The 23,092-nt window shown below is 66.6% G+C and carries 27 protein-coding genes; 13 read left to right on the forward strand and 14 right to left on the reverse strand.

All coding sequences use genetic code 11. The features are described 5' to 3' along the window. Positions 1–6: 6 nt before the first annotated feature. The 3 genes from ACIGJD_RS00695 to ACIGJD_RS00705 form a co-directional block, all read right to left on the reverse strand. Positions 7–240, reverse strand: a complete 234-nt coding sequence (locus ACIGJD_RS00695; RefSeq protein ID WP_483687850.1) for a hypothetical protein — start codon at positions 238–240, stop codon at positions 7–9. Between the two features lie 91 nt (positions 241–331). Beyond that, positions 332–1,267 (reverse strand): hypothetical protein, encoded by a 936-nt coding sequence (locus tag ACIGJD_RS00700; RefSeq protein ID WP_483687851.1) that lies wholly within the window; start codon positions 1,265–1,267, stop codon positions 332–334. Between the two features lie 93 nt (positions 1,268–1,360). Next, positions 1,361–2,008, reverse strand: coding sequence for a cyclodeaminase/cyclohydrolase family protein (locus ACIGJD_RS00705; RefSeq protein ID WP_483687852.1), 648 nt, complete (start codon positions 2,006–2,008; stop codon positions 1,361–1,363). 134 nt (positions 2,009–2,142) lie between these two features. On the opposite strand from ACIGJD_RS00705, the gene ACIGJD_RS00710 reads away from it, so the two are divergent. Together ACIGJD_RS00710 and ACIGJD_RS00715 are read left to right on the forward strand one after the other, a co-directional pair. Further along, on the forward strand, positions 2,143–2,934 hold the full coding sequence (locus tag ACIGJD_RS00710) for an alpha/beta hydrolase (RefSeq protein ID WP_483687853.1): 792 nt from the start codon (positions 2,143–2,145) through the stop codon (positions 2,932–2,934). Between the two features lie 42 nt (positions 2,935–2,976). Beyond that, the gene (locus ACIGJD_RS00715) at positions 2,977–3,918 is read left to right on the forward strand and encodes a carbohydrate kinase family protein (protein ID WP_483687854.1); all 942 of its coding nucleotides are present in this window, start codon (positions 2,977–2,979) and stop codon (positions 3,916–3,918) included. Between the two features lie 100 nt (positions 3,919–4,018). On the opposite strand, the gene ACIGJD_RS00720 is transcribed toward ACIGJD_RS00715, so the two are convergent. Further along, entirely contained in the window at positions 4,019–4,801 is a 783-nt protein-coding gene (locus tag ACIGJD_RS00720; RefSeq protein ID WP_483687855.1) for a matrixin family metalloprotease, read from the reverse strand. A gap of 422 nt (positions 4,802–5,223) precedes the next feature. Further along, positions 5,224–6,399 carry an ABC transporter substrate-binding protein gene (locus tag ACIGJD_RS00725; protein ID WP_483687856.1) on the reverse strand — a complete coding sequence of 392 codons (1,176 nt, stop codon included), beginning with the start codon at positions 6,397–6,399 and terminating at the stop codon, positions 5,224–5,226. A 217-nt stretch (positions 6,400–6,616) separates the two neighbouring features. Between ACIGJD_RS00725 and ACIGJD_RS00730 the strand changes: the two genes are divergently transcribed. After that, positions 6,617–6,763 (forward strand): lmo0937 family membrane protein, encoded by a 147-nt coding sequence (locus ACIGJD_RS00730; RefSeq protein ID WP_142131759.1) that lies wholly within the window; start codon positions 6,617–6,619, stop codon positions 6,761–6,763. An 82-nt stretch (positions 6,764–6,845) separates the two neighbouring features. Here ACIGJD_RS00730 and ACIGJD_RS00735 read toward each other — a convergent pair whose 3' ends face one another. Next, positions 6,846–8,126 (reverse strand): Y-family DNA polymerase, encoded by a 1,281-nt coding sequence (locus tag ACIGJD_RS00735; protein WP_483689558.1) that lies wholly within the window; start codon positions 8,124–8,126, stop codon positions 6,846–6,848. A 39-nt stretch (positions 8,127–8,165) separates the two neighbouring features. Next, positions 8,166–8,597, reverse strand: a complete 432-nt coding sequence (locus ACIGJD_RS00740) for a LexA family protein (protein WP_483687857.1) — start codon at positions 8,595–8,597, stop codon at positions 8,166–8,168. Positions 8,598–8,767: 170 nt separating this feature from the next. Between ACIGJD_RS00740 and ACIGJD_RS00745 the strand changes: the two genes are divergently transcribed. The 3 genes from ACIGJD_RS00745 (at position 8,768) to ACIGJD_RS00755 (ending at position 10,846) form a co-directional block, all read left to right on the forward strand. Then, on the forward strand, positions 8,768–9,586 hold the full coding sequence (locus ACIGJD_RS00745) for an HAD family hydrolase (RefSeq protein ID WP_483687858.1): 819 nt from the start codon (positions 8,768–8,770) through the stop codon (positions 9,584–9,586). Between the two features lie 120 nt (positions 9,587–9,706). After that, positions 9,707–9,955, forward strand: coding sequence for a hypothetical protein (locus ACIGJD_RS00750; protein WP_483687859.1), 249 nt, complete (start codon positions 9,707–9,709; stop codon positions 9,953–9,955). 63 nt (positions 9,956–10,018) lie between these two features. Continuing rightward, on the forward strand, positions 10,019–10,846 hold the full coding sequence (locus ACIGJD_RS00755; RefSeq protein ID WP_483687860.1) for a glycerophosphodiester phosphodiesterase family protein: 828 nt from the start codon (positions 10,019–10,021) through the stop codon (positions 10,844–10,846). 32 nt (positions 10,847–10,878) lie between these two features. On the opposite strand, the gene ACIGJD_RS00760 is transcribed toward ACIGJD_RS00755, so the two are convergent. Further along, on the reverse strand, positions 10,879–11,241 hold the full coding sequence (locus ACIGJD_RS00760) for a hypothetical protein (RefSeq protein ID WP_483687861.1): 363 nt from the start codon (positions 11,239–11,241) through the stop codon (positions 10,879–10,881). A gap of 135 nt (positions 11,242–11,376) precedes the next feature. Between ACIGJD_RS00760 and ACIGJD_RS00765 the strand changes: the two genes are divergently transcribed. Beyond that, complete coding sequence (locus tag ACIGJD_RS00765) at positions 11,377–11,613, forward strand: DUF6480 family protein (RefSeq protein WP_236800509.1); 237 nt, start codon at positions 11,377–11,379, stop codon at positions 11,611–11,613. Between the two features lie 61 nt (positions 11,614–11,674). Here the strand turns inward: ACIGJD_RS00765 and ACIGJD_RS00770 are convergent, their stop codons facing one another. From ACIGJD_RS00770 to ACIGJD_RS00780, 3 genes are all read right to left on the reverse strand, one after another. Continuing rightward, positions 11,675–12,736, reverse strand: coding sequence for an EAL domain-containing protein (locus tag ACIGJD_RS00770; RefSeq protein WP_483687862.1), 1,062 nt, complete (start codon positions 12,734–12,736; stop codon positions 11,675–11,677). Positions 12,737–12,907: 171 nt separating this feature from the next. After that, positions 12,908–14,458, reverse strand: coding sequence for a putative bifunctional diguanylate cyclase/phosphodiesterase (locus ACIGJD_RS00775; RefSeq protein WP_483687863.1), 1,551 nt, complete (start codon positions 14,456–14,458; stop codon positions 12,908–12,910). Positions 14,459–14,478: 20 nt separating this feature from the next. After that, positions 14,479–16,134, reverse strand: coding sequence for an ATP-binding protein (locus ACIGJD_RS00780; RefSeq protein WP_483687864.1), 1,656 nt, complete (start codon positions 16,132–16,134; stop codon positions 14,479–14,481). Positions 16,135–16,360: 226 nt separating this feature from the next. Here ACIGJD_RS00780 and ACIGJD_RS00785 point away from each other — a divergent pair, with 226 nt between their 5' ends. The 5 genes from ACIGJD_RS00785 to ACIGJD_RS00805 all read left to right on the forward strand — a co-directional run bounded on the left by ACIGJD_RS00785 (position 16,361) and on the right by ACIGJD_RS00805 (position 20,379). Further along, the gene (locus tag ACIGJD_RS00785) at positions 16,361–17,137 is read left to right on the forward strand and encodes a class I SAM-dependent methyltransferase (protein ID WP_483689559.1); all 777 of its coding nucleotides are present in this window, start codon (positions 16,361–16,363) and stop codon (positions 17,135–17,137) included. A 156-nt stretch (positions 17,138–17,293) separates the two neighbouring features. Beyond that, complete coding sequence (locus ACIGJD_RS00790) at positions 17,294–17,743, forward strand: Rho termination factor N-terminal domain-containing protein (RefSeq protein WP_483687865.1); 450 nt, start codon at positions 17,294–17,296, stop codon at positions 17,741–17,743. Between the two features lie 87 nt (positions 17,744–17,830). Continuing rightward, positions 17,831–18,277, forward strand: coding sequence for a hypothetical protein (locus tag ACIGJD_RS00795; protein ID WP_483687866.1), 447 nt, complete (start codon positions 17,831–17,833; stop codon positions 18,275–18,277). Positions 18,278–18,342: 65 nt separating this feature from the next. Further along, the gene (locus tag ACIGJD_RS00800) at positions 18,343–19,152 is read left to right on the forward strand and encodes an SDR family oxidoreductase (RefSeq protein WP_483687867.1); all 810 of its coding nucleotides are present in this window, start codon (positions 18,343–18,345) and stop codon (positions 19,150–19,152) included. A gap of 105 nt (positions 19,153–19,257) precedes the next feature. Then, complete coding sequence (locus tag ACIGJD_RS00805) at positions 19,258–20,379, forward strand: glycerate kinase (RefSeq protein ID WP_483687868.1); 1,122 nt, start codon at positions 19,258–19,260, stop codon at positions 20,377–20,379. On the opposite strand, the gene ACIGJD_RS00810 is transcribed toward ACIGJD_RS00805, so the two are convergent. Genes ACIGJD_RS00810 through ACIGJD_RS00820 form a run of 3 tightly spaced genes read right to left on the reverse strand, consistent with a single transcriptional unit; the run spans position 20,376 to position 21,968 of the window. Further along, on the reverse strand, positions 20,376–20,726 hold the full coding sequence (locus ACIGJD_RS00810) for a LuxR family transcriptional regulator (protein ID WP_483687869.1): 351 nt from the start codon (positions 20,724–20,726) through the stop codon (positions 20,376–20,378). The genes ACIGJD_RS00805 and ACIGJD_RS00810 overlap by 4 nt on opposite strands. A gap of 55 nt (positions 20,727–20,781) precedes the next feature. Further along, a complete protein-coding gene (locus ACIGJD_RS00815; RefSeq protein ID WP_483687870.1) occupies positions 20,782–21,444 on the reverse strand; it encodes a DUF6766 family protein in 663 nt (220 codons plus the stop codon). 2 nt (positions 21,445–21,446) lie between these two features. Continuing rightward, positions 21,447–21,968 carry a DUF6328 family protein gene (locus tag ACIGJD_RS00820; RefSeq protein WP_483687871.1) on the reverse strand — a complete coding sequence of 174 codons (522 nt, stop codon included), beginning with the start codon at positions 21,966–21,968 and terminating at the stop codon, positions 21,447–21,449. 217 nt (positions 21,969–22,185) lie between these two features. On the opposite strand from ACIGJD_RS00820, the gene ACIGJD_RS00825 reads away from it, so the two are divergent. Next, positions 22,186–23,085 (forward strand): SDR family oxidoreductase, encoded by a 900-nt coding sequence (locus ACIGJD_RS00825; RefSeq protein WP_483687872.1) that lies wholly within the window; start codon positions 22,186–22,188, stop codon positions 23,083–23,085. Positions 23,086–23,092: the final 7 nt, after the last annotated feature.

Consider the following 23,092-nt stretch of genomic DNA (forward strand, 5'->3'; position numbering starts at 1 on the left):
GATGCCTCAGCGGCGCTTGCGCCCCAGGACCAGCGCCAGCAGTCCTCCGAAGGCAAGAAACAGCAGGCCCACTATCAACAGGCCGGTGTTCATGCCCGTGTTGGCCAGCGTCGCCGAAGTGGAAGAGTAGCCAGCTGACATTGGCGCAGCGGCTGCGTTGGCGGCGACACCGCCAAAGGTCGCGAGGCAGCCTGCGAAAGCGGTAGCGAGCAAGTATCTGCGGATATTGCGATGCGTCATGGGAAGTTCTCCTGAAAGTTGGATTGGGCCTACTGCTTAGCCCGGGAATTGGCGCGTTCCCCGCGTTAAAGCGACGCGGGTGGGGCCTCAACTAGTCAGGAGAAGAGCCGGGGTCGAAGGACACCGGGGCTGTGGCGGTAAGCGATTGGCCCAAAATGGCGGCCATCCCAACCGCTGGAACCGGGAAGTGGTGTGCGGTGATCCAGGCAGAAGCCGCCGGCCCGTAACCGCCGGATGGGCCGCTTCCGCCTATCGCCGCGCCGGGCACGGCAGGCGGCACTTCCGACGGCGCGCGGAACGGGGCGTCGTCCGGACCGGCCTCGGAAAGCACCGGCGTTGCGGCTGCGAGCTTCATCTGCAGGCGGCTTTTCGCGCCGAGGTTTTGCGACACAGCACCGGACTGCGCGGGATTCGTCACGCCCTGAGTGGTCTTGGGCAGTTCGGCAACTGGGGGAGGGCCAGGCGCGGGCTCCGGGACAGGCGCCGCGCCGACATCCGTGGTCACGGGAAGGACTGCCTGAGGCTCTGCTTCCGGTGGAACCACGGGCAGGACAACAGCGTTGACCACCGGTTCAAGGACCGGGTCCAGGGGTTCCAGGACCGCACCGGCCAAGGGAACAACAGCCCCCACCGCCCCGTCCACAGCACCCACGGCAGGATCCGCCACGGCCGCTACCGCTCCCGCGGGCACAACCTCGCTGACCGCCGGAACGGACTGCACAACATTCTCGGTCAGGCCGGTGACCTCCTCCGCGGCCGTGCGGAGGGACGCCGGGACAAGTGAAGCAACAGTGGAAGCGGGGGCCGTGGCTGGTCCGCCGGCCAGCCCAGCCGGCGCCGGTTCCAGCTCATCTTTTGCCTGCTGGGTGAGGTTGGCGGCAGAATGCACAGCCCCCGGCAGTAGATCGTGGGATGGCGAGGAGTCGGCGGACGCGCCCACAGCTGACAGGGCAATCCAGGCTGCTGTTGCCGCCACGACGAGCAGGAGGGGCCGGAGGAATGCCCAGGCACTGCTCTTGGACTTCACTTGGTACCCCTCCCCACAGGTGCGCTTCGGTAAGCAATGCTGTCCACCATAAGCACAGGTCAGACGGCAAATCCAAATGCCGTCCGGCCAGGGTCAGATGGCATCGGTAGGGGCGGCGCGGTGATCAATGGCGGTGGTCAGTTGGTCAATCCGGTCCATGGCGGCGTTAAGTTTCTCGACGGCTGCCCACAGGTCAGGGTGTTGCTCCCGAACCTGTGCCAGGCCCGTGCCGGCCGACCGCAGCGAGCCGAGGTCGAAGCTGACGTTGGTGCGCGCCCCGGCCATCGCGGCGCGGAGGGCGCCGAACGCGACGACGACGTCCGCCACCAGCGCACGGTTCCCGTTGGTTGCCAGCCAGGCGAGATCGTCGATGGCTTCGATGGCCCGCTCGCCAAGGACAGCGGATGCGGCCGCAGCTTCCACGGAAGCCCGCCGGATGGCTTCATCCCGTTCCTCGCCGGGTTCCAGCCGGAAGGCGGCGCCGAACGCTTTGGAAGCGGAGGCATCGTCGTCTGCCAGGCGAAGGGCTTCCTGGCGCAGCGCCTGGGCGCGCTCACGGATCCTGTCCGGTTCGCCGCCGTCGTTCCCGCTGTAGCCTGCGACCATCGACGTGAGCGACGCCGCCACCGCCAGCATCAGCCCCGTGCCCGCCCCTCCGCCGGGTGATCCTGTGGACTCTGCCAGCGCCCGCGTCCAATCCTCCACAGTCGACCCCTGGGTGGTCACTTCAGGTTTTTCCATGTCAGGAATCGTGCCCACAAAGCTGCGCGGCTAAACGGAAGAACGCGCACCGTGCGTTCTGGCCCGGTTTCGGCGGTCCTGCCCCCGGAAAGCCGCGGCAGTCGTGCCGATGGCAGCAGCTAAAGTGGGCCAGTGTGACGCACCGCCACCGCTATGACTACGGCCAGGACTCCAGCCAGTGGGGCGAACTGTTCCTCCCCGACCTTCCACCCGGCGGGACACACCGGGGCGTCGTGGTGGTGATCCATGGCGGCTACTGGCGCTCGCAGTATGGGGCCGAACTGGGTGAGCCACTGGCGCAGGACCTGGCTGACCACGGCCTGGCCGCCTGGAACCTTGAATACCGGCGGGCCGGCAACGGCGGGGGATGGCCGGGCACTTTCCAGGACATCCTGGCGGGCATCGACAAGCTCCGCGCGCTCGCGGAACCGCACTCACTCGACCTCAGCAACGTAGTGGCGCTGGGCCACTCGGCGGGCGGCCACCTGGCGGTGTGGGCCGCGGGGAGGGACCGGCTGCGCGGGCTTGGGCCGGAGGTTGACCTTCACGTGGGGAACGACGGCGTCCGCCTCACCGGGGTGGTGAGCCAGTCCGGCGTCCTTAACCTGGCCGAGGCCGAACGCCTGAACCTCAGCAACGGAGCCGTGGCCAACCTGCTGGGTGGGCCGTCGTCGGACTTCCCCGGACGGCACCGTGTGGCAGACCCCATGGCCGCGCTGCCCCTGGACGTGCCCGTCTATGCTGTCCACACCTCGGACGATGTGGACGTGCCGCTGAGCATGTCAACCACGTACGTGGACGCCAGCCGCAGCGGCTCTATGCCGGCTGAACTGGTCATGGTGCCGGGCGACCATTTCGCCCTGATCGACGTCACCGCGAAAGCCTATGTGACGTCCCGGGAACTGGTGGGCAGGCTGCTGGGCTGACACGAACTGCTGGCAGAGGCCTCTTTCTGGCAGAGTATGACCATGCTCACAGTGATCGGCGAAGGCCTTGTAGACGTTGTCCAGCGCGCCTCCGGAATCCAGGCCCATGTGGGCGGCAGCCCGCTTAACGTCGCGGTGGGCCTGGCCCGGCTGGACCATCCGGTGCAGTTCATCGGCCGCTACGGCCGGGATGCCTACGGCGACGCGGTGGCGGCACACCTGCGCGCCAGTTCGGTGATGCTGCCGGTGCCCCCGGATGACCTGCCCACCAGCGTGGCCACCGCATTGATTGACGACGACGGCGCCGCCACTTACACGTTCGACCTCGCCTGGGAGCTCCCCGGCGTGGGGGACCGGCTCGGCTTTATGCTGCAGGGCACCACACTGCTGCACACCGGGTCCATCGCCACGATGCTCAAGCCGGGCGCCAGCGAGGTGCTGGCCGCCGTCGAATACGCCCACCCGTCCGCCACCATCAGCTTCGATCCCAACTGCCGGCCCAGCATCATCACCGACGTGGACTATGCGCGGGGGCAGGCGGAAAAGTTCGTCACGCTTTCCGATGTGGTGAAGGCGTCCGACGAGGACCTGGCCTGGCTGTACCCGGGGGAGGACGTGCTGGATTCGGCGCGAAAGTGGCTGGCCCTCGGCGGGGAAGAGGGCCCGGCAATGGTGGTGGTGACCCGCGGCGCGGAGGGGCCGTGGGGCGTGTGCCGCGCCGGCGAAGTCTCGGTTCCCGCGCCGAAGGTGGATGTCGCCGACACCGTGGGGGCCGGGGATTCATTTATGGCCGCGCTGCTGTCCGGCCTGGTGGACCGTGAGCTGGATGGAGCCCAGAACCGGCAGGACCTGCGTGACCTGCCGGTTGAGGGCCTGGCCGAGCTCCTGGAGCATGCCGCCAGCGCCGCTGCCGTCACCGTCTCCCGCCCGGGCGCCAACCCGCCCACCCGGGCTGAGCTGCACGGGGCCGAGAAGGAGGCCTGACCAAGATCGATTGCTCCGTAGATGCCCTTTAAAAGGCTCAAAAGGACGATGAGGGAGCCGGTGGGGAGCAGCCGATGGGGTTCCTCCGCGGGCAGCCCTCCTAGAGCTGCGGCACGCAGGGGCCGCTTCCCAGCAGCGCAAGCCCCGCGCGGTCCCCAGCTGCGAAGTCCTGCAAGCCCTCGTTCTCTGAATACATGAGCTGGGTTGGATCGTTGACGTGGGCCAGGCCCAGCACGTGTCCGAGCTCGTGCATGATGATCGCCCGCACTTCCGCGGCGCCATCCGGCCGGCTGGCCAAAATGCCGGCGAGGTCGGGGGCGTCCAGGCTGATCTGGCCGGCGGCGAGGACCAGCGGTTGTCCGGGTGTTTCTGCGTAGCCGCTGCCGCCGAGGCCTGCGACGTTCCCCGCGAGATCAGGGGTTTCCGCGGGCGTTGACCAGGCGATCAGCACCGGTGCCCAGCGCTTTCCGTAGCGGTCAGGCTGGAAAGCCTGCCGTTGGTCTGCCGGCGCTTCCGTAGTGGTTCCGTCGTAGACAAACTTCAGGCCGGAGGCGCGGGAAACGGCTGCCACCGCTTCGCTGATCAGGGTATCCCCACCCGGCAAGGCATTGTCCGGCCGGACAACATAGTGCACGGGGCGGCACGGATCGTAAGCCACCAACGTCTGTCCCGCCTTGGGCGATTCCTGCAGCACGAACGCGGTGGAGCCGGTGCTCGGAGGCGGCGTCCCCAGGGGCGACGGGGCGGCCTCGACGCCGGGCGGCGGAACCTTCGCGCCCGGCAGGTAGGGTGCAGCGACCGGAAGGACCACCCGGTCAAAGAGCGTCGGCGTGAAGTACAGGCAGACCACGACGGCGATCCCCAGCACGGTCCGGAAGTGCACCGACCGCTTGTGCCGGAGCTGTTGCTTCCGGGGCCGGTGCCCGAACTTCCGCAGGCCAGTCGGGGAAGGTTCAGGAGTGCGCCAAGGTGCCGGTGGCTCAGCCTTTCCAAGAGCCTCGTCGATGGCCCACTGGGGGATCCGTCCGCTGGGGGAGCGCCGGACGTTCGGCGGGAGAAAGCCGCCTGACTTATCCGACAGCGAATCCCTGTTTGTCCCGAAACCGTGCACCGGCGTCCCCCAATCCTTGGCCGCCCGCCGCAGGGCAACCCCCTCAGCCTAGTGGCGGGCCTCCCACCCGGACCGCAGGAAATACGAAGGATTTCCGCAAAAAGGCTCCCATGAGAAATCGATTGCTCCGTAGATGCCGTTGTGGACGCCCTAAAGGACATCTACGGAGCAACCGATGGGGGTGGGGGCGCCAACTAGTCCTTGCCCAGCCCCGCCGCGGAGGTCTTCTCGTTCGAGACGCCGTTGAGCGCCCGCAGGTCAAAGATGCCGTTGATGTCGGCCTGCTTGGTGGTGCCCGCGGTGACGCCGTTGGCCAGGAGTTTCTGGTACGTACCGGCAAGCGGGTCCACCGTGAACACAATGTTCTTCAGCGAGCGGTCGATGACGTCGGGCTTCAGCTCGGCCCCTGCGGCTTCCTTCAGTGCGGTGTTGATGACGGTGGCCTTCTCGCCGGCGGATGCCGAGTTAAGCCACTCGACCGACTTCACGTGGCCCTTCAGGAGAGCCTTTACGGTGTCCGGGTGGTCGGCGGCGAACTTCCGGTTCACGATCAGGATGGTGGTGGGAAATTCACCCGGCTTGCCGGACAGCGAACCGTCCCAGAGGTCCTTTTCGTCCACCAGCACCTTGGCTCCGGCGGTCAGCACCAAACGTGAGGCCCACGGCTCAGGCAACCACGCGCCGTCGAGCTTTCCGTCCTGGAACAGCTTGAGGGTCTGCGCGTTCTCCGTGGGGTTGATCGCGACGTCGCCGCTGCCGTCAACGTGCGTCTTGTACTCCTGGGACGCAAGCCAGGCGCGAAGTGCCACGTCCTGCGTGCCGCCAAGCTGCGGCGACGCCAGGGTCTTGCCCTTCAGGTCAGCGGCGGAGTTGATGTCCGGCTTGACCACCAGCTGCGCGCCACCCGCGGCAGCGCCGGCGATGATGTTGATGGATTCGCCCTGGCTTTTGACGAACGAGTTGATGGCCGGGTTAGGCCCGATGTAGGTGGCGTCGATCGCGCCGGCATTCAGTGCCTCGATGGCTGCTGGGCCTGCATTGAACACCTGCGTGCTGAGCCTCGTGCTGCCGAGTTCGTCGGCGATGAAGCCTTTACTGACGCCCACCAGGGCGGCCGCATGCGTGACGTTGCCAAAGTAGCCGAGCTTCAGCTCCGCGGCGGGATTGCCGGACGGAGCAGTCTCCTGAGTTGCGGCCGGGGCCGCATTGTTGACGGAGGAGGCGACGGCGGCACCGCCGCCAATGAGCGCCAGGACGGCTGCCGCGATTCCGATTTTCAGGCCTGCCGGCCGCTTGGGTTTGACGGATTGGCCCGCGACGATGCGGGTGGAGCGCTGGTTCTGCGGACTGTTGTCCTGCTCGCTTGCCATGGGGAAATCCTTTGCTGGGGCGGATGCTGAGACGAGATTACGGAGCGGCCGGCGGCCCCACAATCAACGCTGTAGCAGGCGTTCACGGGGCGACGCGAAATCTCAACGCGGCGTAGCGGGGGGTCAAAATTCGTCGTGGGAGGTCATGATTCATCAGCCGCTTTGGTGGGTACGTGCCCGGCATGGGGATTTTGAAAAACTAGTCAAGGAGACTCTCATGTTGCTTTGGATCGCCATTATCATCGCTGTTCTCTGGCTTCTCGGACTGCTCGCGAACATCGGCGGGGGCCTTATCCACATTCTTTTGGTCGTCGCAGTAGTCGTCCTGATCTTCCACTTCGTGACGGCCCGACGGCGCGTCTAGGCAAGAACCGCCCGGACCAGAAGGTCCAGCAGTAACGGGGTCCCGCCGTTGGCAGTACGCCGGCGGCGGGACCTACTGCGTTTCAGGCCGCTTTGACCAAGGGGAGCTCGTCCCAGTGCGTGGTATACCGGGGCGAGCGCATGTCCCGTTTCATGGTCCAGTCCAATCCGGACCTGATGCCCGCATGCCCCAACCCGATGGCACCCCGCCCGAAGCGACGGCTCACGTCCTCCAGCAGTGGCCCGATGCCGCGCTCCTCATGCCGGTTTTCGAACGGTTCCAGCGGCGGCTGGTTTCCCGTGGGCCGCAGGTCGGTGAGCAGCAGGCCCGCCTTGGCATACTTCAGCCCTTCGTGGATCTGCGGCAACAGGGCGTGCGCGGCCTTGGTGAGCAGCAGCGGATCCGCCGTGGGCATGGGCAGTGAGACGCAAACAGAGGGATAGGCCTGTTCGTTGTCCCTGAAGGGGGAAGTGGCAGCGAATGCCGTCAGGACCTTCGCCTGCAACCCGTGCTTTGAGAGCCTGGCGCTCGCCTGCTGGCCGTAGATGCTGAGGACCTCGCGGAGGCCGGCGGCGGTGGTTACAGGCGTGGCGAAGGACCGGGAGAAGATCAACTGGTCGCGTCCAATCCGTTCCTCCTCCATGGGGATGCACGGTGTGCCGCGCAGTTCCAGGACGGTGCGCATCAGCACCACGGAGAATTTGTCGCGGATCATCACGGGATCCGCCCGGACCAGGTCCATGACCGTGAAGATCCCCAAGACGTTCAACCGCTTACTGAGCCGCCCGGCGATGCCCCAGACCTCATCCACCGGCAAACGGCCCATCAGCGCCTGGCGCACATCAGCCGGGACCGACTCCCACAGGCAGACCCCGCCAAAAGCGGGATTGTTTTTGGCCCACTTGTTGCAGAGCTTCGCCAGGGTCTTGGTGGGCGCGATGCCCACGCACACCGGGACGCCCACGTGCCGGCGGACTGCCTCCTTCATCCTCCGGCCCAGGGCCAGCAGTTCCTCCTGTCCACCCTTGACGCCCAGGAACGCCTCATCAATGCTGTAAACCTCCAGCCAGGCCGAGTACCTGCCCAGCAGCTCCATCACACGGGCGCTGATGTCCCCATACAGCTCGTAGTTGCTGGACTTTGCCACCAGGCCCCACTCCTTGGCCCTCGGCGCGAGCTTGAACCAGGGTTCACCGGTGGTGATGCCCAGGGCTTTCGCCTCGGGGGAACGGGTCACAGCGCAGCCGTCGTTATTGGACAGCACTACCAGCGGACGCCCTTCCAAGGAGGGGTCGAACGCCCGCTCGGCGGAGGCATAGAAGCAGTTGACGTCCACGTGGGCGATCTGCGGCATCTGCCGCATCATCACAGGCCTAGTCATGGGGCTTCCCGGCCAAAGGCGTCACACATGGTGCAGGCACCGGGTGGCAACACCCCAGATGGTCAGCTCGGACAGGGCAGGGACGCGGATGTCCTGGTACTTGGGGTTCTCCGCCTGGAGCACCACTCCGGTGCGGGTGATGCGGAGGCGCTTGACCGTCAGCTCCCCGTCCAGCACTGCGATCACCACGGATCCGTCCCTGGGTTCCAGGGCACGGTTCACGATCAGTTCGTCGCCGTCGCTGATGCCCGCGCCCTCCATGGAGTCGCCGGTCACCCGGACCACGAAGGTACTGGTGATGTCCTTAATCAGGTGCGCATTTAGATCAATCCGGCCGTCGAAGTAGTCCTGCGCGGGCGACGGAAAGCCCGCTGCCACCGCCACCGGCGAGATCAGCACCGAGAACAACGAGGCACCCGCATCTATCACGCGGGGACCGACAATAACGCCCACAACACACCTTTATTCGAAAATATGTTCGATAAGTTCAGTGTAGCGCCGGAGGCTGACAACGGGCAGTCCCGCAAGGTGCTGGGCGCAGACGAGCCATCCCCGGAAGCGAAACGACGCCCTGCCGCCTTCCAGCGCACGCTTGCTGCCCAACGCCCACGTAGACTTGCAGGATGCGGCTGGTAGCAAGCGATATCGACGGAACGATCCTCGGGCACGACGGAAAAATCAGCCCCCGCACCGTCCGCGCCTTTCACGCCTGCCGGGACGCCGGCGTCGAACTCGTCTTCGTCACCGGCCGGCCACCCCGGTGGCTGCACCCCCTCGAAGAACAGCTGGGCCACGCCGGACGCGTGATCTGCTCCAACGGCGCGGTGGTGTGGGATCTCGAGGCGGACCGCCTGGTCTCTGCCCGCACCCTGGCCATCAACACCGTCATGGAAGTCCGGAGCATCATCAAGGAACTCCGCCCGGCGGCGCTGTTCGCCGCGGAGACGCTCACCGGCTTCCACCTGGAACCGGGCTTCATCGAAAACGAATCCAGCGAGCTGCTCGCCGAATTCACCCCCGCGCCGCTGAAGGACACGCTCACCCGCGACGACTCCGTGGTGAAATTCCTCGCCATCGTCCGCGACGGCACGCCTGACGACTTCCTCGCCGAGGTGGCTCCCGCCGTCGGGCACCTGGCTGCTGCCACCCACTCCTCACCCGGAGTCGCGATGCTGGAGCTGTCCCTGCCAGGCGTCAACAAGGCTGTCACCCTGGCCGAATACGCGTCCGCCCTGGGCATCGGCGCCGCCGACGTGGTGGCTTTCGGAGACATGCCCAACGATATCGAGATGCTCCGCTGGGCCGGCCACGGCTATGCGATGGCCAGCGGACACCCGGAGGCCATCCGCGCGGCAGGGCAGCAGGCGCCGCATTTTGACGACGACGGCGTGGCCCAGGTTTTGGAGGCCCGGCTCGCTTCCCTGGGCGTCCAGTTTTCCTGAAACCCACCCCGCCCGGCTGGAGCCACCGTTTTTCCAGCTTGCGCTCACCTGGCGTTTACCTTCCCGCCGTAGCGTCAAGCGTGGAGAGCAGGCACCTCCGCCGGCTCAAAGGGGGTAACAATGGCAAGAAGCACCAAGCAGCACGCAGCCGATGGGCCGCTCCGCGCAGCAACACCCGCCCCGCACTGGAAGCAGCTGCGCCAGGGCGACCGCGTCCGGGTCCTCTTTTCACCCGGCTTTGAGTCAAGCGGCGTGGTGGACACCATCACGCCGGACCACACGGCGGTTTGGGTCCACCTTGACGGCGGCCGGGGGCGCACCCTGCTGCATTGCGGCGACGGCGTGGACATCCTTCCCTGCACCGACTGAGCTGCTGGGCTGACTGCAAGGCTGCGCTGACTGAAGCCCTTGCGCCTCGGGTACGCTCGCAGTGTGACCCTGCCCTTCTTCGAGCACCCGGATGATGCCGGGCGGCAGCTGCCCATCGCCATGGCCCACCGCGGTTTCTCGGCCGAGGGGCTGGAAAATTCGATGGCCGCGTTCCGGGCCGGCGTTGAACTCGGCTTCCGCTACCTTGAAACGGACGTCCACACAACGTCCGACGGCGTGCTGCTGCTGTTCCACGACGAAACCCTGGACCGGGTGACGGACGGCAACGGCCGGGTGGCGGAGCTGCCCGCGGCGGAGGTGGCAAAGGCCCGGATTAACGGCCGCGAGCCCATCCCCACCTTCGACCAATTGGTCGCTGAGCTTCCCGGTGCCCGCCTCAACCTGGACGTCAAGGACTGGAGCTCGGTTCGCAGCACTGCGGCCGCCATCGAGCGGCACCAGGTGCACCACCGGGTGCTGGTCACCAGTTTTTCGGACCGCCGACGGCGGGCGGTGCTGAAGCTGCTCAGCCAACCGGTGGCTTCGTCCGCCGGAGTGGCCTCGAATGCCCTCTTCACGCTGCTGGGCCCGGCGCTGCCACGCCCGGTGTTCCGGCGACTGATGCGCCGGGTCCTCCGGGACGTGCACGCACTACAGGTACCCGTCCGCTATGGACGGATACCTGTAGTCACGGCCGGCTTCATCCGGCGCGCCCATGAACTGGGCCTGGTGGTGCACGTATGGACCATTAATGAGGAGGCCGAAATGCACCGGCTCCTGCACCTTGGCGTGGACGGGATCGTCACGGACCGGGCGGACCTGCTCCGCGACGTGCTGCGGGCGCGCGGCCAGTGGCGGCATGCGCCGGGGAACGGCGGCGCCACCGGCTGAACCGCGCCCGGCCCACCGACCCTGTCGAGGGACTAGCCGCGGCCCGCTTCGGTGGGCGCCGTCGCATCACCGGCCAGGCCGCCGTCGTCCGACGCCCCGTCCTGCTTTTGGTCGTTCCGCGCCATGTCACTGTGGACCCTGTCGTTCCCGTCGACGTCCCCGCCCAGCGGGCTGTTGGACACCGGAGCCGGGGCGGCCCCAGTCTTGAGGCCGGGGGCTTTTTGCTTCTCCGCCTCCATCGCGTTTGACCCTTCGCTCAGGGAAGAGTGCACTTCAACGTCGTCATTGGGGTTTGCCGGGTCCGGAACATCCGTCTTTTCCGTCGGCTTGGAGGTTCCGGCCAGGTCCTCCATGGCGTTTTCCGCTGCCTTGCCGATGCTGTCGCCGATTCCCATGTGACTGCTCCTTCCGACATCGCGTGCCGGCACCCCAGCGGCGTACCGGCCCTACTCCTCCAGAATTATCAGCATGCTTACAATTAGTCCAGTGCTGGGGAATCGAACCACAGCCGGAGAGGAAGGAAAGGCAGCATGAGCACTTACCATCCGGAAAATGACCCCGCGAATCCCGACCGTCCCGGGAAGGATGATGTTGGCGCCGCCCAGCCCCACCTCGCTGAGCAGCGCAGCAAAGAGTCGGGCGGATCGCCGAACCCCGACCCCGCAGAGGGCAATGTCACCGGCCTGGAACCAGGCGGGGGAGTGCCTCCCGGAGAGACGCCGCCCGCGGAGGACCAGATGAGCAGGGACCAGGGCCACTCCGAATAGTGCCTGGGCGTCCAGCTGCCGGCGGACCTGCGGTCTTCCGGCAGCTGGCCCACGGCACTTCTCAGGACGTTGTTTTGCCCTGGCTCTTCCGCGGCTCGCCCGGGCCGGCCAGGTGGCGCTCCAGGCCATCCATGTCCAGGCGCGTGTTCCAGTTGGCCCAGTCCTCGGGCCGGACGGACGGCCGGCCCAGCAGGTAGCCCTGGCCGGCGCTGATGCCAAGTTCACTGAGGGCCTTCAGCTCGCCCACCGTCTCGATGCCTTCGGCCACCAGGGTTACGCCGATCTGGTCGGTGAAGTCCACCAGGCAGGACGCGAGGGCGTGCTGCAGCCCGTCCTTGTCCACATCGGCGATGACATTGCGGCCCACCTTGAGGAAATCGGGCCGCAGATGGATCATGCGGCTGAGCGCCCCCGCACCGCTGTGGGTGTCGTCGACGGCGACGCGCAGCCCCTTTTCGCGCAGCGGATTAATCGCGGAAATAAACTGCAGGTATTCCTCTTCCGGGATATCCGCGGTCAATTCGAGCACCACCCGGTCGATGGGAAGCTCGATGTGGTCGAACAGTTCGGGCAGCCGCGGGTCCAGGCAGGACGTGGGCGAAATGTTCAACGAAACATAAAGGTTTTCCGGCAGGTTGCGCGCCGCCGCAGCAGCGGACCCGAGCGCGGAAAATTCAAGGTTTGCCCCCAAGCCCACGGCGGCTGCCTCAGCAAACCACAGTTCGGCGGCGGCCCCATCGTCGCTGACGAAGCGGGAGAGTGCCTCCGCGCCCACCACGGTTTTTCCTTCGAGCCCGTAGATGGGCTGGAACGCGGTCATCAGCATCTTGTTTTCCAGCAGGGCGCTGATCCGGGACATGCTGCGGATGGCGTCCAACTGCTCAGCGAACTGCGGTGGCAGGGCGGGCGGCGTGAGGCGCATCTCCCTGGCCGTTTCCAGCGTCTCGACCGTATTGGCGTCGCTCCGCCGGGTCTCGAGCAGGTACTCCAGCAGCGCCCGCTCGGGCACGCCGGGATTCTCGTCGAGGCTTTTGCTCAAGCGCTGCCGGACGGCGGCTCCCGCAGGATCCGTATCCGCCAGGACAGCGGCGATAATTCCCCATGCCTGTACCCGAACCGACATTAGCAACGCCCCCAGTTGACGAAGTAATGACCCGATGGCCCAATTATGTTCAAATTTCCAAACGCCTTATAAAAGTACGGTGCTGAAAGACCCTGAAACCTGCGGAGGCGAAGAACCGGACACCGCACGCTGATCGTATAACGGCGGCTCCGAAAGCGCAGTAGTTTGCCGCTATCGGTTAGCGCTTTCCTGCTGGTCAGCAAGCAGTTCCGGTATCTGCTCCGGCGGCACGGGGCGGCTGAAGTAGTAGCCCTGGGCGCTGCGGCAGCCCAGATCACGCAGGATCTGCGCCTGCTCCGCCGTCTCAACGCCTTCCCAGACCGCGTCCAGCCCGCACGCCCGGACCAACTGCAGCACCGCTGCCACCAGGGCCGGCTGGCTGGGGTCGCTCTCAAGGCCGGTGATCAGCGATCTGTCCACCTTGACCCGGTCCACCGGGAGGCGGCGGAGGTAGCTGATGGAGGAGTAGCCGGTGCCGAAGTCGTCGATTTCGATGCCCACGCCCAGGCCGCGCAGACCCCCCAGTGAATACCGGTCCAACTCGTTGCCTTTGACGATGGCCACTTCCGTCAGTTCCAGGACCACCTGTTCGGGTTTGACTCCTGTTTCCTGGAGGGTGTTCCGCACGTCCTCAATGAACTGCAGGCTCTGCAGGTCCGTGGCGGAAATGTTGATGCGCACGGAAAAGGAACTGTCCACCAGCCCGGCGTCGGCCCAGCACCGGAGCTGCTTCACGGCGGTCTGGAGCACCCACAGGCCCAGTTCCGAGATCAGCCCGGCTTCCTCGGCAAGGGGAATGAACTCGTCAGGCATGATGAAGCCGCGGGTGGGGTGGTTCCACCGGACCAGCGCCTCGACGCCTTCAATCCGGCCGGTGGCAAGCTCCACCACCGGCTGGTAGTGCAGCGTCAGCGCATCGTCTTTGATGGCGGCCCGCAGGTCGTCCACCAACTGGCTGCGGAGCCGCCGCACCAGCAGCAACGCCGGCTCGAACCTGTGCAGCTTGTTTTGCCCCTCGGCCTTGGAGGCATACATGGCGACATCGGCCTCCATCAGCATGTCCTCCGGGGTCTGGCCTTCGCTGCCCACGCTGAGCCCGATGCTGGCACCACAGCGCACGCTGCGGCCGGGCAGCTCAATGGGTTCATTGAGCGAGGCCAGGATGCGGTGCGCCACCACGGCGGCCTGGTCCGCCGACGCCGACGGCATGACGATGGCGAACTCATCCCCGCCCAGGCGGGCAACGACGTCGGACACCCGGACAGCGTTCCGCAGCCTTTCACCCACGGTGACCAGTACCTGGTCGCCAGCCGTGTGCCCCATGCTGTCGTTGATCGATTTAAAGGCGTCGAGGTCCATCAGCAGGATGGCTGGACCGTCTTCTGCCGATTCCCGGCCGGACCCGGATCGTGCCTCAAGGGCAGCGCGAAGGGCTTCGATCAGCGCCGAACGGTTGGCCAGGCCCGTCAGGGGGTCCTGCATGGCCATTTTCTGCATCTCGAGGTGTGCCTCGTGCAGGAGCTGGGTGCGGACCTGGACGCGCTGCTCAAGTTCTTCGTAAATGACCTGCAGGTCCTCGGCCAGCAGGTTGGTGCCCATGATGATGGCATCCAGCTCATCCCGGGCCGGTGAAACCTCGATGCGGGAGGTGAGGTCGCCGGAGGCCAGCCGGACAATGCCTTCCAGCAGCTGGGAAAGCCGGGGGTCGTCGTCGGTAAACATGGGCAGTCCTCCTTCGGCGCCTAGTTGGCCTGCACGCGGTCGGTCCCGAGGGGAAGGCAGACGGTGACCGTGGTCCCGGCGCCCAGGGTGGAGTCGACGTCGATCCGTCCCCCGTGGCGGTCCACGATGTCCTTGGAGATGGCAAGGCCCAGCCCTGTCCCCGGGATGGCACCGTTCATGGCGTTGGAGGCGCGGTAGAACCTGGTGAAGACGTGGTTGATTTCGTCACCCGAGATGCCGATGCCGGTGTCGGCAATCCGGACGGTGGCCCACTTGGAGCCATCTGCCGCCGCGTGGGATTCGCTGCCCACCTCGATCCGCCCGCCCTTGGGCGTGAACTTGATCGCGTTGGACACCAGGTTGGTGAACACCTGCTGCAGCTGCACCTCGTCGGCAAGGATTTCCGGATCCTCCGGCACCGGGTCCACCTCGATGGTCACGTTTTGCAGCGTGGCCAACGGCCGGAGCGCCGCGGCCACGAGGTCCAGGGTGTGGCCCAGGCGCACCGGTGCCAGGTGCATCTCCGTGTTGTCCAGGCCGCCGCGCGAGACGCTGAGCATGTCCTCGATGAGCGTTCGGAGCCGCTCGGTGTTGCGGACCACGATGTCCAGCATCTGGTGGACTTCCCTGGACACCGGATGCTCTGTGCTCTCCTGGATCATGTCCAGGTACGCCATGATCGAGGTCAGCGGCGTGCGCAGCTCGTGGTTCACGGTGGCCAGGAAGTCTGTCTTGGCCTTGTCGAGCTCGCGCAGCTGCTTCACCACCTGCTGCTGGCTGCTGATCAGGTGGCTTTGGATCAGGCCATAGGCGGCGTTGCCGGCCACGTGCTGGATCAGCCCCAGCTCAGCGCTTGACCAGGTGCGGGGCCGGTCCATCATGGCGATCCAGATGATGCCCAGGGAGGAATTTCCTTCGCCGATGGGCACTGCCAGGGTGGAGGCGGCTCCGGCGACGGCGGCCACGGGCTTGTCGTCTGTGCTGGGCTCGGCCTCGTTCCCTTCAGCGGAAAGGGTCTCGGTCCCCGCCCAAAGCGCATCCGATGTGGCGCGGGCCTCGTCCTCTCCGGGAAGGGCGTCCGGGGGCAACTCCGGCAGGCCTGGCCGGTGCCAGGCGGCCGTGATCACGGGGACCCGGTGGTCCTCGAAGGTGGCCAGGACAACGTGGTCCGCCTTGAAGGTCCGGCCGAATCCGGTGACGACGTGGTTGGCGATCTCCTGGGGATCGTTGGTGGCGCGCACGGCTGCGGAGACCTCGCGCAGCTGCCCGCGCAGCTCTTCGGCCTCCTGCCGGGAGGCGCGGCGCCGGGCCACCTGCTCGATCAGGACGGAGGCCCGGTGGACCAGCTCCCTGGGCACAGGGGGCTTGGTGATGCAGTCGTGGACGCCTGGCGCGTTGGCCGCGCGGATCTCCTGCGGATTGTCCAGGTCCACCATCACCAGGACGGGGGTGGTGGCGGGTACGTTTGACAGAGCCGTGGACAGGGCCGCATCGGCGACGATCACGGAGGGTTCGGTGGTGCGCAGCAGGCCGGCGAGGCCAGCGGCGTCAGTTGCTTCGAAGACGCTGTACCCGGCGTCACGCAGTGCCTGGGTGTTGGTGGCCAGCCGGCCGGCGTCCGGATCAGCGACGGCAGCGGTTCGGGGCAGGCGGGCGTCATTCGGCACAGCCGTCACGGTGCTCCCTTCCCTCCCAGTTGAGTACATTCTAGGGGGATGGCCGCCGGGCGGGTCTACCAGGGAGGAAGCCCGCCCTACCTCGTTGTTACCCTCCCCGGTTCACGCGACGCGGATCGTGGCGCGCCGTAATGTAGCCGGGCTGGCCGTGGCTCCCAGCAAGGGAACATATATTTGAGCCGTGTCCCCAACAAATTCATCATCCTCGGCCTGGCAGAAGTACCTGATGATCCCCAAACTCGTCAGGCTCTCCCGGAACGCCCCGAAGGACCGGCATAAGGCATGGGACACCTACTGGGCCGGCATCACCGCCACGGGCCCGGGCGGAGAGGTCCTCTGGGACTCCGGCAGTGACCATGAGTTCCTTGGCTACAAGGACAGGCTTCAGCGCTACCTGGACCCCGCACTTCCCGTAGTGGACACCGGTTGCGGCCATGGGGGTTTTACCCGTGAGCTCGCCGGGATTTTTCCCAGGGTCATTGGCGTTGATGTCTCGCGGCACGCCATCGCCAGGGCGCGCGCGGAGTCGGCGGGCAGCAGCAACGCGGCATTTGAGGCACGGGACATGACGGCGGAGGGTGCAGGCGCAGCGCTGGCCCAATCCATTGGCGCAGGCGACGACGGGGCGAACGTTTTCATCCGCGGCGTACTGCACGTCCTCAACCCCGCGCACCAGACGGCACTCGTTGAAAACCTGTGGCACCTTGCCGGCCGCCGCGGCACCGTCTTCATGGCCGAGACAAATTTCCAGGGGAACCCGGTGGAGTACGTGTCCCACCTCGGAGCCACCACACGCGGCATTCCGGCGCCGCTGGAACTCGCCATCCGCGGACTGCCCATGCCGGGGCACTTCGGGCCCGAAGAGCGCGAACGTGCTTTCCCGGCGTCGGCCTGGGAACTCCTTGAGGATGGCCATGTGGCCATCGAAACCAACCCGGCCACCGGTGTCCCGGGACAGGACCGGGTGCCCGGCTACTACGCTGTGGTCCGCCCGCTCCGATAGCTGCTCCCCGTACCTCCCCTGCCTGTGCGCAGACTTTGCCCCCCTCTCCGCAAACCGTCCGCAAAGTACCCTCCCCTCCCCTTGACAGGCGGTCCGCTCCAGAGGCTCCATAGTAAGTAGACTTACTAGTTGGCCCGAAGCGAAAGGAAGGCGGGCGTGGCAGAAGGCAAAGGCAGCAGGAACCGCGAAGCGGGTGGGAGCGGGGACGAGGAAGGCCTGGGAGCCGGCCCCGAGGGCGGGAAGATCCGCCGCGGACCGGAGTCCGCAAAGTCCCTGAAGTACTCGCAGGAAGTCACCTCCACCGAGGATGAGCCGGAGCGTGAAGGCCGCAGCCTGGCCACCACCCACCACGAAGTCATCAGGCAGTGGGCGGAGGAGCGCGACGGGGTGCCCGGCACGGTGGAGGGCACCGAACACGGCGACCACCTCGGAGTATTGCGGATCGACTTCGGTGGCAAGGACGACAAGCTCCGCCACGTCAGCTGGGAGGAATGGTTCGACACTTTCGACTCCCGGAAACTCAATTTCATCTACCAGGAACAGCGCAGCGACGGCACCCAATCGAACTTCTTCCGGCTGGAAAATCCCAACCGGGAAGACGCCTGAGCCGCACCCGCGCCCCAGCGCTTGGCGGCGCCGGATCATCCTCCGGCGCCACCGCCAACCGCCGGCGCAAGACCTACAGGACATATCATGAGCAACCTCATCCCATCCGGCGCACTGCGCCGGATGCTGCTGCCCCCCACCTATGGACGGCACGTCACCTCCGCCACCGAATTCACCATCCTTTCCGTGGAAGTGTGGGCCTCCGGCTTGGTGGTCAACATCCACCTGCCCTCCGACGGCGCACACGAACCGCGGCTCACCCTCCAGGACCACTTCGGGACCGAATACACCCTGAAGGAATCGGCCACCGTGGGTTCCCGCAACCTGCAGGTGTTCGCCCCGTCGGTGCCGCCGGGCACCAGGAGCCTGACCATCCGGTCCGCGGACGACTCCGACGGCCGGCTCGTGGTGACCTTCGCCGTCCCGTTGATGGCCGTCCCGGAGGCACCTGACGAATCCGGAGCGGCGCTCCGGGAAGATGTCGCCGAAACCGATAACGACTCCTACCAGCCAGACTTGCGCCGCCCCGCCTGACCTGCCACCCCGCCTGAAACAACGACCCGCAACTGACCGAGCCCAACCCAAACGAAAGGCCCGCCATGCCGGACACCAGCAACTTCGCCCCCACCACCGCCATCGTCACCGGCTCCGATTCCGGGATCGGCAAGGCCACTGCGGTGGCGCTGGCCCGTGCCGGGATGGACGTCGGCGTCACCTGGCACTCGGACAAGGAGGGGGCGGAGGAAACTGCCGGGGAAATCCGCGGCCTGGGGCGCAAGGCTGTGGTCCGGCAACTGGATACCAGTGAACTGCGCAGTGCGGCGGGTGTCATCGACGAACTTGCCGAAGAGCTGGGCGGCCTGGATGTCTTCGTGAACAATGCGGGGACGGGGGCAAGCACCAGGTTCCTGGACATGGAAATCGACGACTGGATGCAGATCCTGGACACGAACCTTAACGGCGCCTTCGTCTGCCTGCAGGCCGCGGCGCGGCGCATGGTCAAGGCAGGCAAGGGCGGAAGGCTTGTGGCGGTGTCCAGCGTTCACGAGTTCCAGCCGCGCGTGGGCTCATCCGCCTACGACGCGTCCAAGCACGGCCTGGGCGGCCTCATGAAGACGCTTGCCCTTGAGTTGGGCCAGTACGGCATCACGGCCAATACGGTGGCCCCCGGCGAGATTTCCACCCCCATGACAGGGCAGGAAGACCAGGACCCGACGACGGCGGAGCGGCCCGGGGTGCCGCTGGGCCGGCCGGGGAACGCCTGGGAGATCGCCAACGTCATCGCCTTCCTCGCCTCGCCCGCTTCCAGCTACGTCACCGGCGCGGGCTGGGTTGTTGACGGCGGCATGCTGCAGATGGGGCCGCAGGCGGGCTCGCATATCACCAGCCACGACTGGCGCGAGGCCTAAGGGGGTCCTTGCCGGGAGGGACGCCCTCCCACTCCCAGTAGCAACGAAGTCCACATTCCGGAGGCGGCAAGCGCTTTCCCGCGAGGTGCTGGCATGATGGACCGCATGCGCATTCTTATCGCTCCGGACAAGTTCAAGGGGTCCCTGACGGCAGCCGAGGCCGCTGCCGCCATCGCCGAAGGGGCCCTGCGGGTGTACCCGGACGCCGTCGCCACCCAGTTCCCCATTGCCGACGGCGGGGAAGGCACGCTGGAAGCGGCCGTTGCGGCGGGCTATGAAGAGCGGCTGAACGCTGTAGTTGGCCCCATCCTGGCCCCGCTCGGCGCCGCCTGGGCCATCCATAAGGGCGACGGCAAGGTGACCGCGGTGATCGAGACGGCGCAGGCGTCCGGCCTGGCCGACATGGAACCAACCCCCGCCAACTCATTGCGCGCCCACAGCTACGGCTGCGGCCAGCTGATCGCCGCGGCACTGGATGCCGGAGCCACCGAGATCGTCCTGGGCCTGGGCGGTTCGGCCATGACCGACGGCGGCAGCGGCGCCCTGCGTGCCTTGGGCCTGAAGCCACTGGACTCCGCCGGAAACGTGGTGCCCCTGGGCGGCGGCGGGCTGGCCGATGTTGTTGCCCTGGACACGAGCGGGATGGACCCGCGGCTGTCCGCCACCACCTTCCGCATCGCCGTCGACGTCCGCAACCCGCTGTACGGTCCCACCGGCGCCGCGCTCGTCTTTGGACCCCAGAAGGGCGCGGACCAGGACGCCGTGGAAATGCTCGACGCCGGGCTCCGCAACTGGGCATCAGTGCTGCGGGAGGCGACGGGCCGGGACGTGAACGTACCCGGCGCCGGCGCCGCCGGCGGCTTCCCGGCGTCGTTCCTTGCCTTCACCAGCGCCACGCTGGAAGGCGGCTTCGCACTGGTGGCTGGCCTCACTGGACTGGCGGACCAATTGGGCCAGGCAGACCTGGTGATTACGGGCGAGGGATCCATGGACTCGCAATCGCTCACCGGCAAGGCGCCGATCGCGCTCGCCGACGCCGCCCGGGACCGCGGAATTCCTGTCATCGTGGTGGCAGGCAGGATCCTGGTGACCCTTGAGGAGCTCGCCGGGCACGGTGTGGAGGCGGCTGCCCAGCTGTTGGACGTGGCATCCAGTCCGGAAGATGCGGTGGCGAACGCCGGCAAGTACCTGGCCTGGGTCACAAGCCAGGTACTCGAGGGCGCCTAGCCGACGATCGTGGTGTTGCGGCGGCGCCGGAAGACCAGGATGGCGATCACCACCAGGACGGCTACACCGGCAATCACCCACGGGGCGTAGTTAAGGCGCGTGTTCTCATTCTGTGCCGACTCGCCCGTACCGGGGTTGGCCGGGCCGGTGGACGCGGTATCCCCGGGAGAAGGCGTGGGAGACGTGGCCGCCGCCCATGCAGCGCCTGTTGATCCCGAGGCCACTTGTTGCGGGACTGCCTGGCTGGCGGCGGATGCCGGTGCCGCCGCAGTGGCTGCGCCGGCCGGCAGGGCCGGGGCGGCCAGGAGCAGCAGGGCTAGAAGGGTGGTTCGCACGAAGGTTCGCATACAGTCTCTCCTTTTGGGTGGGGCTGGTTGGATTGGTGCTGGTTGGCCCGGGTGTTCAGGCCCCGGTTTCGTAGTGGGGTTCCGCCACGGGCTTTGACTCCGGGGATCCCTTTTGGCGCAGGTAGACCGAGGCGCCCACCAGGACGCCTACGGCCAGGAATTCGCTTTGCCAGTTCTGGAAGGACTCGAACCAGAAGCGGCTGCTGCCCAGGTACTGCAGGAAGGTGATGGCAGGCTGGCCGTGGCTTTGCTGGTCCTGGTTGTACTCGTCCACGCCTCCGGCGGCGTGCAGGGCAAATGATCCAAGGAAAAGGGCGAAGAGCAGGATTGACAGGGAGTTCTCGTACAGCTTGAGCACTGCACCGCCGCGCCGCACAGGCCACGGCGTGGCCCTGCTGACGGCTGCCTGCTGTGGGTCCTCATCCTGCGGCGCTTTCTTTCCGAGCGGTTTGGACTCGCTTGATCCTTTTTGGAACAGGAACACCGTGAGGACCACGTACATGGCCATCTGCAGGAACTCGGATTCCCAATTCTCAAAGGTGGCTTCCACGAAAGCGCCGGTGCCCAGGAACTGCAGGACCGAGACCGGCGGTTCGCCGTGCGCCTGCTGGTCCTCGCTGTAGGACGCTGCCCCGGAGAGGACCATGCCGGCAAAGAAGACCAGGAAGCAAGCCAGGTTGGCCACCAGCAGGCCATGCTCTTTGGCCCATTTACGCATTTTCACTCCTTCTCCTGGGCGGGCGGGAGGATTTTCCCGCTGGCCAGTTTGTTCAGCCGAAGCGGGACGAACACCAGCATGACCACCATGACGCCCAGCAGCGCCCCGCCGGCGGTAACCCCTGCGGACCTTCCTGCCGCGACGTCGAACACCAAGGCGGCAGTACCGGCGCTCAGCAGGGCGATGCCGCCAAGGGCAATCTTGGTGATGGTGTCCGCGCTGGAAACCAGCATCTCCTTGAGCCGCTTCCGGAAGAGCCGCCGGTGCACGCTGACCGGGAGAAGGATAAAGGCCGTGGTCAGGGCGGCGACCACCACGTTGATAAGGTAGAGGCCAACCTCCCAGTCGTCCAGCTTCTCGAAGCGCTGCTGGAACGGCAGCGTCAGCAGGAAGCCGGCCAGGATCTGCACCCCGGTCTGGAGCACGCGCAGCTCCTGCAGGAGCTCCGCCCAGTTGCGGTCCAGCTGCTCCTCCCGGGTTTCATTCCGCCCCGTCCGGCCCGTATAGTCCTCGACTTCGGACATTGGCCCTCCTTCCACTACGGCCACGTGCAGGCCTTCTTTCTACTCCTCCCATACCCAGAAACAAGGCCGGCGTTGCGCCTGCGACCACATTTGATAAGTTTACTGATTATTACCTTGGAGTGGTGGACTTGGTCCGCTACTCCCGATAGCTTCGAAGGGCCGGAGCGCGGCGGTGCTCTTCCAACCGAACAGGTCAACCGACACAGGCAGGCGGACTATGAGCGACATGGACAAGCAAACAGACCAGCCAAAAGATCCGCGCGGCGGCTATCACTCCGGACCGTTCCCGGAGCAGGAACAGAAACAGCCCGGACTTACCGCGCCCATGGACCCCAAACCGGACCACGGAGAGCACAGCTACAAGGGGAACGGCAAGCTCGAAGGGAAAGCGGCGCTCATCACCGGCGGGGACTCCGGCATCGGCAAGGCCGCGGCCATCGCCTTCGCGCGGGAAGGGGCCGACGTCGCCATTTCCTACCTTCCCGAGGAGGAAGCCGACGCGCAGGACACCGCGGAATGGATCCGGAAAGCCGGACGCCGCGCGCTCCTCTTTCCCGGCGACGGACGCGAAGAGGAATTCAGCACCCGCATCGTGGAGGAGACCGTATCGGGGTTCGGCCGGCTCGATGTTCTGGTGCTGAACGCGGCGTACCAGAAGAACCGCGAGAGCCTGGAGACGCTTCCCACCGAGGAGTTTGACCGGGTCTTCCGGACCAACCTCTACTCGCTGCTGTGGTCGGCGCGGGCTGCGGTACCGCACTTAAAGGCGGGGGCCTCGATCATCACCACGGCCTCCATCCAGGCCTTCAATCCCTCACCCGGGCTTATCGACTACGCCATGACCAAGGCGGCACAGGTGGCATTCACCAAAGCCCTGGCCCAGGAACTGGGACCCAAGGGGATCCGCGTCAACGCGGTGGCACCCGGCCCTATCTGGACACCCCTGATCCCCGCCACCGAGTGGCCGGACAAGCTCCCGTCCTTCGGCCAGGACACGCCCCTGGAACGCGCGGGACAGCCGGCGGAGCTCGCAGCCGCGTACGTGCTGCTTGCCTCCGAGGACGGCTCCTACATTTCGGGTGCAGTCCTGCCGGTCACCGGCGGCAAGGGGCTGTAGTCCACAA

Source organism: Arthrobacter sp. E1SS-5 (assembly GCF_057073715.1).

What these genes read in the sequence shown, in the direction of transcription:
- ACIGJD_RS00715 (WP_483687854.1), top strand. Translation starts at nt 2,977, where the DNA reads ATGCTCACAGTGATCGGCGAAGGCCTTGTAGACGTTGTCCAGCGCGCC.
- ACIGJD_RS00810 (WP_483687869.1), bottom strand. Translation starts at nt 20,726, where the DNA reads ATGCGAACCTTCGTGCGAACCACCCTTCTAGCCCTGCTGCTCCTGGCC.
- ACIGJD_RS00815 (WP_483687870.1), bottom strand. Translation starts at nt 21,444, where the DNA reads ATGCGTAAATGGGCCAAAGAGCATGGCCTGCTGGTGGCCAACCTGGCT.
- ACIGJD_RS00695 (WP_483687850.1), bottom strand. Translation starts at nt 240, where the DNA reads ATGACGCATCGCAATATCCGCAGATACTTGCTCGCTACCGCTTTCGCA.
- ACIGJD_RS00750 (WP_483687859.1), top strand. Translation starts at nt 9,707, where the DNA reads ATGGCAAGAAGCACCAAGCAGCACGCAGCCGATGGGCCGCTCCGCGCA.
- ACIGJD_RS00795 (WP_483687866.1), top strand. Translation starts at nt 17,831, where the DNA reads ATGAGCAACCTCATCCCATCCGGCGCACTGCGCCGGATGCTGCTGCCC.
- ACIGJD_RS00730 (WP_142131759.1), top strand. Translation starts at nt 6,617, where the DNA reads ATGTTGCTTTGGATCGCCATTATCATCGCTGTTCTCTGGCTTCTCGGA.
- ACIGJD_RS00705 (WP_483687852.1), bottom strand. Translation starts at nt 2,008, where the DNA reads ATGGAAAAACCTGAAGTGACCACCCAGGGGTCGACTGTGGAGGATTGG.
- ACIGJD_RS00765 (WP_236800509.1), top strand. Translation starts at nt 11,377, where the DNA reads ATGAGCACTTACCATCCGGAAAATGACCCCGCGAATCCCGACCGTCCC.
- ACIGJD_RS00745 (WP_483687858.1), top strand. Translation starts at nt 8,768, where the DNA reads ATGCGGCTGGTAGCAAGCGATATCGACGGAACGATCCTCGGGCACGAC.
- ACIGJD_RS00735 (WP_483689558.1), bottom strand. Translation starts at nt 8,126, where the DNA reads ATGCGGCAGATGCCGCAGATCGCCCACGTGGACGTCAACTGCTTCTAT.
- ACIGJD_RS00770 (WP_483687862.1), bottom strand. Translation starts at nt 12,736, where the DNA reads ATGTCGGTTCGGGTACAGGCATGGGGAATTATCGCCGCTGTCCTGGCG.
- ACIGJD_RS00775 (WP_483687863.1), bottom strand. Translation starts at nt 14,458, where the DNA reads ATGTTTACCGACGACGACCCCCGGCTTTCCCAGCTGCTGGAAGGCATT.
- ACIGJD_RS00805 (WP_483687868.1), top strand. Translation starts at nt 19,258, where the DNA reads ATGCGCATTCTTATCGCTCCGGACAAGTTCAAGGGGTCCCTGACGGCA.
- ACIGJD_RS00725 (WP_483687856.1), bottom strand. Translation starts at nt 6,399, where the DNA reads ATGGCAAGCGAGCAGGACAACAGTCCGCAGAACCAGCGCTCCACCCGC.
- ACIGJD_RS00760 (WP_483687861.1), bottom strand. Translation starts at nt 11,241, where the DNA reads ATGGGAATCGGCGACAGCATCGGCAAGGCAGCGGAAAACGCCATGGAG.
- ACIGJD_RS00800 (WP_483687867.1), top strand. Translation starts at nt 18,343, where the DNA reads ATGCCGGACACCAGCAACTTCGCCCCCACCACCGCCATCGTCACCGGC.
- ACIGJD_RS00820 (WP_483687871.1), bottom strand. Translation starts at nt 21,968, where the DNA reads ATGTCCGAAGTCGAGGACTATACGGGCCGGACGGGGCGGAATGAAACC.
- ACIGJD_RS00785 (WP_483689559.1), top strand. Translation starts at nt 16,361, where the DNA reads ATGATCCCCAAACTCGTCAGGCTCTCCCGGAACGCCCCGAAGGACCGG.
- ACIGJD_RS00825 (WP_483687872.1), top strand. Translation starts at nt 22,186, where the DNA reads ATGAGCGACATGGACAAGCAAACAGACCAGCCAAAAGATCCGCGCGGC.